The 10,478-nt window shown below is 64.6% G+C and carries 9 protein-coding genes; 2 read left to right on the plus strand and 7 right to left on the minus strand.

Annotated features, from left to right (window positions below):
- A partial coding sequence (locus EN749_RS21500; RefSeq protein WP_128363909.1) for an FAD-binding dehydrogenase occupies nucleotides 1-1,419 on the plus strand: 1,419 nt, incomplete at its 5' end.
- Nucleotides 1,420-1,454: 35 nt separating this feature from the next.
- On the opposite strand, the gene EN749_RS21505 is transcribed toward EN749_RS21500, so the two are convergent.
- The 7 genes from EN749_RS21505 to EN749_RS21540 form a co-directional block, all read right to left on the minus strand.
- Complete coding sequence (locus EN749_RS21505) at nucleotides 1,455-2,393, minus strand: alpha/beta hydrolase (protein WP_128363910.1); 939 nt, start codon at nucleotides 2,391-2,393, stop codon at nucleotides 1,455-1,457.
- A gap of 217 nt (nucleotides 2,394-2,610) precedes the next feature.
- Complete coding sequence (locus EN749_RS21515) at nucleotides 2,611-3,393, minus strand: carnitinyl-CoA dehydratase (RefSeq protein WP_127270028.1); 783 nt, start codon at nucleotides 3,391-3,393, stop codon at nucleotides 2,611-2,613.
- Nucleotides 3,386-5,464 (minus strand): acetate--CoA ligase family protein, encoded by a 2,079-nt coding sequence (locus EN749_RS21520; protein WP_128363911.1) that lies wholly within the window; start codon nucleotides 5,462-5,464, stop codon nucleotides 3,386-3,388. The genes EN749_RS21515 and EN749_RS21520 overlap by 8 nt, the downstream gene beginning before the upstream one ends.
- Before the next feature lie 3 nt (nucleotides 5,465-5,467).
- Nucleotides 5,468-6,631, minus strand: coding sequence for an acyl-CoA dehydrogenase (locus EN749_RS21525; protein ID WP_128363912.1), 1,164 nt, complete (start codon nucleotides 6,629-6,631; stop codon nucleotides 5,468-5,470).
- A gap of 4 nt (nucleotides 6,632-6,635) precedes the next feature.
- A complete protein-coding gene (locus tag EN749_RS21530) occupies nucleotides 6,636-7,739 on the minus strand; it encodes a carnitine 3-dehydrogenase (RefSeq protein ID WP_128363913.1) in 1,104 nt (367 codons plus the stop codon).
- Entirely contained in the window at nucleotides 7,736-8,365 is a 630-nt protein-coding gene (locus EN749_RS21535) for an HD domain-containing protein (protein ID WP_128363914.1), read from the minus strand. Before EN749_RS21535 ends, EN749_RS21530 begins: the two co-directional genes overlap by 4 nt.
- A gap of 22 nt (nucleotides 8,366-8,387) precedes the next feature.
- Nucleotides 8,388-9,305, minus strand: coding sequence for a 3-keto-5-aminohexanoate cleavage protein (locus EN749_RS21540; RefSeq protein WP_127808248.1), 918 nt, complete (start codon nucleotides 9,303-9,305; stop codon nucleotides 8,388-8,390).
- Nucleotides 9,306-9,433: 128 nt separating this feature from the next.
- Between EN749_RS21540 and EN749_RS21545 the strand changes: the two genes are divergently transcribed.
- Complete coding sequence (locus EN749_RS21545; protein WP_127398053.1) at nucleotides 9,434-10,414, plus strand: GlxA family transcriptional regulator; 981 nt, start codon at nucleotides 9,434-9,436, stop codon at nucleotides 10,412-10,414.
- Nucleotides 10,415-10,478: the final 64 nt, after the last annotated feature.

Genomic DNA, 10,478 nt, shown 5'->3' on the forward strand with positions numbered 1-10,478 from the left:
GCTTTCGATCGGCCGGAGGATTTCTGGCCGCGCAAATGGGCGGAAGCCTATGTCGGCTTCGCCGCCGGCGAGAAACGCTCCTGGCTGATGCAGCGCGGCCTGAAATTCTTTCCTGTGGTCGGCTGGGCCGAGCGGGGCGGCGGCAATGCCATCGGCCATGGCAATTCGGTGCCGCGCTTTCACATTACCTGGGGCACCGGCCCCGGTGTGCTCGAACCGTTCGCCCAGCGCGTGCGCGAGGCCCAAAAGCGCGGATTGATCAGTTTCAAATTCCGCCACCGCGTCAATGAACTGACGCGGACGGGTGCTGTTGTGACCGGTGTGCGTGGCGACATCCTGCAGCCCAGCGCTGTCGAGCGCGGCCACAAGAGTTCGCGCGAAATATCAGGCGATTTCGAGCTTCACGCGCAAGCGGTGATCGTCGCCTCCGGCGGCATCGGCGCCAACCATCAGCTTGTGCGGGAAAACTGGCCGCAGCGGCTGGGCGCGGCACCGAAGCGCATGATCACCGGCGTGCCCGATCATGTCGACGGCCGCATGCTGGCGATCACGGAACGGGCCGGCGGTTCGATCATCAACCGCGACCGCATGTGGCACTATGTCGAGGGCATCAAGAATTGGGCGCCGGTCTGGACCGATCATGCGATCCGCATCCTGCCCGGCCCGTCATCGCTGTGGCTCGATGCGCGCGGCAAGCGCCTGCCGGTGCCGCTCTATCCCGGTTTCGATACGCTGGGCACACTCAGCCACATCATGAGCACCGGCTTCGACTATTCCTGGTTCATCCTGACCAAGAAGATCATCCAGAAGGAGTTCGCGCTGTCGGGCTCCGAACAGAACCCGGACCTGACCGGCAAGAGTTGGCGCCAGGTGCTCGGTCGCGCCACATCGGGCATTCCGAGCCCGGTCAAGGCGTTCATGGAGAAGGGCGAGGATTTCATCGTCGAGGCCGACTTGCCGACGCTGGTCGCGCGCATGAACGCGCTTGCCGGCGGCGAGCCGCTTCTTGAGGTAGCCCAAGTCGAGCGCGAAATCCGCGCCCGCGACCGGCAGCTCGACAACCCGTTCTCCAAGGACATGCAAATCACCGCTCTGCGCGGGGCGCGCGCCTATCTCGGCGACCGGCTGATCCGCACGGCCAAGCCGCACAAGATGCTCGATCCGGCAAACGGCCCGCTGATAGCGGTGCGCCTCAACATCCTGACGCGCAAGACGCTGGGCGGCCTGCAGACCGATCTCGACAGCCGCGTGCTGGGTGCCGATGGCCAGCCGGTTGCGGGACTCTACGCCGTCGGCGAAGCCGCCGGTTTTGGCGGCGGCGGTGTGCATGGTTATGCGGCGCTTGAGGGCACCTTCCTCGGCGGCTGCATCTTTTCCGGCCGCAGCGCCGGCCGTGCGGCGGCCGCTTCGGTGGGATGAGCCGGGGCCGGTCGGTCCTCAGAGTCCAGCCGCGATCACCAGCGCCAATCGCCCTGTCCAAGCGCGGTCACCGCATCGACGATCCGGGTGAAGCTTGCGCGGGCGCGGCCGACCATGTGCCGGCCTCGGAGATAACCATGCACCAGCCCCGTTTCCTCGAACCAGGTTGCGCGTCCGCCCGCCGCCACGACCAGGTCGTGATAGCTCTCGCCATCCGACGACAGCGGGTCGCACTCGGCGGTGATCAGTACTGTCGGCGGCAGGTTGGAGAAGTCGGTGTCGGCGAGCGGCGACAGCGTGATGTCCCCGGTCCTATCCACGCCGCTGGTGCGGATGTGCTTGTAGAATTCGAGATCGCGGATGGTCAGCATCGGCGCTTCGGCGTGCTTGACATAGGAGCCTTTCGCGCGGTCTCCGCCGAGGCCGGGATAGATCAGCACCTGGCCAACCGGCCTTTTCGAACGGTCACGCGTGGCGTGACTGACGGCGGCGCAGAGATTGCCGCCGGCGCTGTCGCCGCACAGCACGATAGGATGATCGCGATTGGCGGCGGCCCATTCGAAGGCGCTCATCGCATCGTCGAAGGCCGCCGGATGCAGATGCTCCGGCGCCAGCCGATAATCGACCGAGACCACCTCATAGCCGGTGCGGGCACAGAGCTCGGCGCAGACATCGTCGTGGCTGTCCAGCCCACCGAGGATGAAGCCGCCGCCATGGACATAGAGCACCGTCACCGCAGCTTTGTGTGTGCTTCGGTAGGTGCGGATCGGGATGTCGTGCGTGGGCGTCGCAATGGCTGAGGTTTCGACCGCCACGCCTTCGGGATAGCCGGCAAAGAATTCGCGGCACATGCGGTCATAGATCCCGCGCTGCTGCGCGATCGTGTAGTCGATCGTGTCGGGCGGATAGTAGGAATTGGTCCGCTCTATGAACGCCCAGGTCTCGGCGTCGATGAGGGTTTTGTAATCGGTCATGGGTGCTGGAAAGGCGCCCAAGGCTGAGCCAGGGCGCCCCCCTCTGTCCTGCCGGACATCTCCCCCTCAAGGGGGGAGATCGGATGTTGCGAAGGCTTTCGCCAACCTTCTGCGTCGCAAGAAGAGCGCAGAGATCGAAGCTGCCAATCTCCCCCCTTGAGGGGGAGATGTCCGGCAGGACAGAGGGGGGTGAGCGCTGTCATTTCGGCAACAATCCTCATTTCCCCTTCCACACCGGCTCACGCTTCTCCGCAAAAGCGCGAAAACCCTCCATGCCGTCTTCGGAGCCGTAGAGGGCATCGACCGTCGGCAGCTGGCGCCGCGTCACCTTGTTCATTGCATCCTGGAAGGTCAGCGCCTCGGCCACACGCGCGGTCTCCTTGATCGCTGCAAAGACCAGCGGCGGGCCGCCTGCGAGCAGCCGGGCGATCTCCCAGACACGGTCCTCGAGCTTCTCCTTGGGCAGCACTTCGTTGACCAGGCCCCAGCGATGCGCCTCGGCCACATCCATCCAGCGGCCGGTCAGCAGAAGGTCCATGGCGACATGGTAGGGGATGCGCTTCGGCAGTTTGATCGTTGCCGCGTCGGCCAGCGTGCCGGCGCGGATTTCGGGGAGCGCGAAGGAGGAATGATCGGAGGCATAGATGAGGTCGCAGGACAGCGCCAGCTCGAAGCCGCCGCCGACCGCCATGCCGTTGACGCAAGCGATCACCGGCTTGTTGAGGTCGCGCAATTCTTGCAGCCCGGCAAAGCCGCCGACGCCATAGTCGCCATCGACGGCATCGCCGCCGGCAGCGGCTTTGAGGTCCCAGCCGGCACAGAAGAACTTGTCGCCGGCGGTCTTGACGATGGCGACGCGCAATTCCGGATCGTCTCGGAATGCCTTGAAGGTCTCGCCCATCAGCCGAGAGGTCTTCAGGTCGATGGCGTTGGCTTTGGGCCGGTCGAGGGTGACCTCGAGGATGGTGCCCTCGCGGCGGGTCGAAATGACGTCAGACATTCTTGTTCTCTCCCAGCACCAGCAGTGCGTCGGCGATCCAGGCGCCCTTGCCTTCGCTGCAGACGATCAGCGGGTTGATGTCGAGTTCCTCGATCTCACCGGCATTCTGCTGCACGAAGGCGGCAATGCCCGAAATGGCATCGATGGCAGCCGCGACATCGGCTTTTGGCCGGCCGCGATAGCCCTCGAGCAGCGGGAACAGTTTCAGGCCGCGCAGCGCCGCCTCGATATCGTCGCGCGTCGCCGGCAGCATCAGCGTGACGCTGTCGCGCAACAGTTCGACCAGCACGCCGCCGGTGCCCAAGGTCATCACCGCGCCGAACATCGGGTCGCGGGTGAAGCCGACGATCAGTTCCGCGACACCGTCGCGCACCATGCGCTCGACATAGAGCCCGGTGCCGAGCGGCAAGAGGTCATGCGCCGCGGTGCTGACGGATTCGGCATCCCTGAGGTTGAGCCTGACGGCGCCAACTTCGGATTTGTGGCTGACGCCGAGCGCCTTCAGTGCGACGGGAAAGCCGAGCGCCATCGACGAAATCACCGCCTCGACCGCATTGGCGGCCCGTTCGCCTTTCGGCACCGGCAGGCCGGCCTTGATCAGCCGCGATTTTGCTTCGGCCTCGTCGGGCGTGACATGGTCGCCACCAGGCGCACCGGCAGCAGAAGTGTCGATCGGCTGCGCCTGCGGTTCGGCCCAAGCCCAGCCGATGAAGGCCGCCGCCCCGGCGGCATCCATGGCTTCCGAAATGCCGAACAACGGCACCATGCCGCGCGCCATCAGTTCGGCGGTGTACTCCTCCGGCAGGTTTTCCGGCAGCGACGAGACGATCGCGCCATGCGCCTTGTTGGTCTTCAGCGCCGATTCGAAGGCGCGCAACGTCGCCCACCAATCGGTGACCGAACAACGATCAGGTCGCGGAAAATCCAGCACCAGCATGTTGAGGTCGAAGCCGCCCGACACCATGGCGGTGAAGGTGGCGGTCATCGCCGGCTCGTTGTTCCAGATGAAGGTGTGATAGTCCAAGGGATTGGCGACCGCGACCAGCGGCCCGAGCGTCGATTTGACATGGGCGCGGTGGCTGTCGGTCAGCACAGGGAAATTGACCCAGCGCCCTTCGGCGCTGTCGGCCATGACGGAGGCCTCGCCGCCGGAGCAGCTCATCGACGACAGCCTGTAGCCGGGCAAAGGTCCGGTGATGTGCAGCAGCTTCAGCGCCTCGATAAAGGCGGGGATCGAATCGACACGCGCAATGCCGAGCCGCCGCAGGAACGCACCCGAGGCCGCGTCCGAGCCGGCCAGCGAGGCGGTGTGCGAGACGGTCGCCTGCCTGGCCTGTTCGGAACGGCCGACCTTCATGGCGATGATCGGCTTTTTCAGCTCGCGCGCCCGTGCCGCCAGCCTCTCGAAGCCGGCTACCGAATCGAAGGCCTCGATATGCAGGCCGAGCGACGTGACCCGCTCGTCCTCGATCAGGCCGAGCGCCATTTCGGACAGACCGGTCTGCGCCTGGTTGCCGGCGGTCATCAGGAAGGCGATCGGCAGGCCGCGCCTCTGCATGGTCATGTTGATGGCGATGTTGGAGGACTGGGTGATGATGGCGACGCCCTTGCCGCCCTCGGCCAATCTTATGCCGCCATGCTGGTCGGGCCACAGCAGCGCGCCGTCGGCATAATTGATCAGGCCGTAGCAATTCGGCCCGATGATCGGCATCGAGCCGGCTGCGGCGACCAGCTCGGCCTGCAGCCGCTCGCCATCATCGTCATAGGCCTCGGTTTCGAGGAAGCCGGCGGCAAAGCAGACGGCGCCGCCGGCGCCGCGCTCGGCCAGCGCCTTGATCACCTCGATGGTCAAATGCCGGTTGACGCCGACAAAGGCAGCATCGGGCGCGCCCGGCAGGTCAGCCACCGAACGATAGGCCTTGCGACCGGCGACCTCGTCCTTGGTCGGATGCACCGGCCAGATCTCGCCGGCAAAGCCCATCTTGATCGATTGCGCGACGACGGCCGCGGCCTGCGCACCGCCGAAGACGGCGATCGATTTCGGCCGCAGGAGACGCTCAAGTTTATGCATATGTTATGCCCCGAACGGACGCAGCAGCGCCCTTGAAATAATGTGGCGCTGGATCTCTGACGTGCCTTCCCAGATGCGCTCGACGCGCGCGTCGCGCCAGATGCGCTCCAGTGGCAAATCGTCCATCAGTCCCATGCCGCCATGAATCTGGATCGCCTCATCGGCAACGTATGCAAGCATCTCGGTGGCCTTCAGCTTGGCCATGGCCATGTCCTGATCGGTGACAGTGCCCTGATCGTACTTCCAGCCGGCTTCGAACACCATCAGGTCGGCGGCCTTCAATTCGGTCGCCATGTCGGCAAGCTTGAACGACACGCCCTGGAACTTGCCGATCTGCTGGCCGAACTGCTGGCGCTGCGCGGCATACTCGATGGCATGGCCAAGCGCCCGCTCGGCGCGGCCGAGGCAGGTGGCGCCGACCTGCAGCCGGGTGGCGCCGAGCCATGAATTGGCGACGTCGAACCCCTTGTGGACTTCGCCCAACACTTGGGCGGCGGGAAGCCGGCAATCGTCGAATTCGAGGATGGCGTTGGTGTAGCCGCGATGCGAGACGTTGCGGTAGCCATCGCGGATGGTGAAGCCCTTCGTCCCTTTGTCGACGAAGAATGCGGTGATCTTCTTGCGCCTGCCGCGCGGCGAATCCTCTTCGCCTGAGGCCATGAAAACGATGGCAAAGTCGGCGAGGTCGGCGTGGGAGATAAAATGCTTGGTGCCGTTCAGCACCCAGTCGTCGCCGTCCTGTACGGCGGTCGCCTTCATGCCGCGCAAATCGGAGCCTGCGCCCGGCTCGGTCATCGCCAGGCAGTCCCATTTCTCGCCGCGGATGCAGGGGAACAGATATTTCTCGCGCTGCTCCGGCGTGCCGGCCAGGAGGATGTTGGAGGGCCGCGCCACGCAAGTCCAGTGCAGCGCGTAATTGGCGCGGCCAAGCTCCTTTTCGTAGAGCAGCCAAGTCACCGTATCGAGGCCAGCACCGCCGACATCGGCCGGCATGTTGGCGGCATAGAGCCCAGCTTCGATCGCCTTGACCTTGATCTCCTCGATCAGGTCGCGGCGCAGCACGCCGGTGCGCTCGACCTCGCGCTCATGCGGGTAAAGCTCGTTCTCGACGAACGCACGCGTCGTCTCGACGATGAGCCTCTGTTCCTCCGACAGCCCGAAATCCATGCTCTCAGCCTTTCTTCTTGCCGGGCTTCTTCTTCGGCTTTTCGGCTTTCTTCACCGGTTTCAAGGCTTTGGCCTTCTCGGCCGCCTTGGAGGCCGTGGGCTTCTTCGCCGCCAGCTTGGCCAGTTGCCTGGTATAGTCCTTGTGCAGCGCGCCGGCGCCCCAGCCCTTGCCTTTGTTCTGCTTCGACAGCGCGTCCATGATGGCGACCAGATTGTCGTCGCGGATTTTTTCCAGTTCGCGGATCGACAGCCCATGTGCCTGGTCGTCCGATTGCGTGGCGATCAGGTCGACCAGTTCGTCGTTGAACTCCGGCACATCCATCAGCTTGGTCCATGGCCATTTCAGACAGGGCCCGAACTGCGCCATGAAGTGGCGCATGCCGGCCTCGCCACCGGCGACGCGATAGACCTGGAACATGCCCATCTGCGCCCAGCGCAGGCCGAAGCCGTAGCGCATGATGTCGTCGAGTTCCTCGACCGTGCAGATGCCGTCCTTGATCAGCCACAGCGCCTCGCGCCATGCCGCTTCGAGCAGGCGGTCGCCGACGAAGGCCTCGATCTCCTTGCGGATGACGACCGGCTTCATGCCGATCGAGGCATACATCTCCTTGGCGACCTCGATCGCCTCGGGAAAGGTCTGCTCGCCGCCCACGATCTCGACCAGCGGCAGGAGATAGACCGGGTTGAACGGATGGCCGACGACCAGCCGCTCCGGATGCTTCTTCATCGCCACCTGCATGTCGGTTGGCTTGATGCCGGAGGTCGAGGAACCGACAATCGCATTGCCCGGCGCGTGGGTATCGATCTCGGCGAGCACCCGGTGCTTGAGGTCGAGCCGTTCCGGCACGCTTTCCTGAATGAAATCGGCATCGGCCACTGCCTCGGCGATGGTCTTGGCAAAGGTCAGCTTGCCCTCTTTTGGCAAACCGCCGGGTACCATCTGCTTGTAGGCGCGGCGCGCGCCCTTCATCACTTCGCCGACCTTGCGCGACGCCTCGGGATCGGGATCGAAGATCGACACGTCGATGCCGTTGAGCAGCAGCCGCGCCACCCAGCCGGCGCCGATGACGCCGCCACCGATGGCGGCTGCCTTGTTGATGATGCTCATGCGGAAGCTCCGGTTCTGGTCATGGCGGTTGTGGGATCTATGAGCGGCACGCGTTCGCCGGCGCGGATCACGGACGGGTCGTATGCCTTGCGGGCAAAGACTTCGAGGACGAAGGGCCGGAAGAATTCGATCGGCAGCGTGTCATAATCGGGGTCGAAGCTGGACTGGTCCCAGCGTTCGCAAAACTGGTCGCAATCGTTGAAATAGGCGTGGCCGGCAAAGCGGTCGCGCGCATGGCGGTTACCGCCGAGGTGATGGGCATAGTAGAGCCGCTGGAAGTCGCCATGTTTCTCCACCACCCAAGTGCATTGTTCGCGCACGAAGGGTTTCAGGATCGAAGCGGCATATTCGTCGTGATTGTAAGGCGCATAGATGTCGCCGATGTCGTGCAGTAGCGCGCAGGCGATCCAGTCGGTGTCGGCGCCGTCGCGCCAGGCACGCGTCGCCGCCTGCAGCGAATGGCCGAGCCGGGTGATCTTGTAGCCCGAAAGGCCCGCGTCGAGCTGCACCAGCGCATCGAGCAGCCGCTCGCCGGTCCTGGCGGCATAGTCGATCTCATGCGCGGTCAGGAACTCGTAGTCGTCCCGGTCGCCATCCTTCATTGCGGTGAATTTTACGGTAGTCATGCCGACCCTCCCGACGAATAATTTATGCCGCGATCGGCGCCCGCTTGGTGAGGTTGAGCTTCTGCCGTACCTCTTCCGGCCCAAGGATCCTGGCGCCGAGATTGGTGACGATGCTGGCGGCGCGCTCGACCAACTGCGCATTGGTCGCCAGTACGCCCTTGTCGAGCCAGAGATTGTCTTCGAGACCGACGCGGACATTGCCGCCGGCCAGCACCGCCGCAGCAGCATAGGCCATCTGGTTGCGGCCGATGGCAAAGGCCGACCAGTTCCAGGTCGACGGCACATTGTTGACCATCGCCATGAAGGTGTTGAGGTCGTCGGGCGCGCCCCACGGCACGCCCATGCAGAGCTGCACCAGTGCATCCGGATTGAGCACCTTTTCCTCGACCAGCTGCTTGGCGAACCACAGATGACCGGTGTCGAAGGCCTCGATCTCCGGCTTGACGCCGAGCGCCGTCATCATGCCGCCCATGGCGCGCAGCATGCCGGGCGTGTTGGTCATGACATAGTCGGCCTCGGCGAAATTCATGGTACCGCAGTCGAGCGTGCAGATTTCCGGCAGGCATTGGCGCACATGTTCCATGCGGTTGGTGGCGCCGCCCATGTCTGTGCCTTTTTCGTTGAGCGGCAGCGGCGCTTCCGGCGATCCGAACACCATGTCGCCGCCCATGCCGGCGGTCAGGTTGAGGATGACGTCGACTTCTGCCTCGCGGATGCGCTCGGTCACTTCGCGGTAGAGATGCACATCGCGCCTGGGCTTGCCGGTTTCGGGGTCGCGGACGTGGCAGTGCACGATTGCGGCGCCAGCCTTGGCCGCGTCGATGGCCGAATCGGCGATCTGCTTTGGCGAGCGCGGCACATGAGGGCTGCGGTCCTGCGACCCGCCGGACCCAGTCACGGCACAGGTAATGAAGACCTCGCGGTTCATCGCAAGCGGCATGGAATTCTCCTCCAATAGTATGCATGTCGCCCAAAAGTGGGAACCGGTTTTGGGATAACGACATGCACAAAGATGACCACAACAATGCCCGACTTGCCGGAAACTGTTTTGCGTTTTACGAAGCTTCCATGACGAAAAGCGAAAAACCGACGATCTTTCGCGCCGAGCGCTCGCCGCTCAAGGTGACGCTGCTGGTGTTTTCCGGCTCGTCCATCATGTGCGTCGCATCCGCCGTCGATCCACTGCGGGCCGCCAACCGCATCTCCGGCGAGACCCTGTTCGATTTTCGGCTGGTCTCGGTGACCGGCGAGGCTCCGGTCACCACATGCGGCCTGCCGGTGGCGGTCAGTGGCCGTTTCGACGCGGGCGAGCCAACCGACGTCCTTGTCGTCGTCGCCGGCTTCGGCACCCAGAATTATGCAACGTCGGCTCTGTTGTCCGGACTGCGCCGGGCGGCACGCACGGCGCGTGCTTGCGGCGGTGTCGAGGCGGGCACCTGGCTGGTGGCTCGCGCCGGCCTGCTGGAAGGGCGCAGCGCCACCACCCACTGGGAGGACATGGAGGATTTTTCCTCGGCCTTTCCCGGCGTCGATGTCCGCCCTGACCGCTATGTCATCGACGGGCCGGTGTTCACGTCGGGTGGCGCGTCGCCGACCTTCGACCTGATGCTGCATCTCATCCGTACGCGGCTCGGCATGGCCGTCGCACTCGATGTCGCCAGCGTCTTCATCTACGACCAGGCGCGCGCCGCCACCGACGCACAGCCGCTGGTCTCGCTCGGCCGGCTCGACGGCTACGACCCGCGCCTTGCGCAAGCCATCCGGCTGATGGAAGCGCATGTCGACCAGCCGCTGACCATAGAAGCAGTGGCAAAGCGCGCCGGGGTGACGGCGCGGACATTGGAGAGCATCTTTCGCAAGTCGATCGGCGAGACGCCGGGCGCCTATTATCTCAGGCTGCGCCTCGGTGCCGCGCGCCGGCTGGTGGTCGATACAAGGGTTGCCATGGCCGACATTGCCGGGCGGACCGGGTTCTCGTCCGCCGCGGCATTTTCGAGGGCGTTTTCAAAGACTTTCGGCGAAGCGCCGGTCAGGTTGCGGAGGGGGTAGGTTTCAACGCGCGATCAGGCCGCGTTCTGGCGGTCGCCGTCGATTTGCGAGCGCATCTGTCTGG

It is taken from the genome of Mesorhizobium sp. M7A.F.Ca.ET.027.02.1.1 (genome assembly GCF_004022985.1).
Classification (GTDB): Bacteria; Pseudomonadota; Alphaproteobacteria; order Rhizobiales; family Rhizobiaceae; genus Mesorhizobium.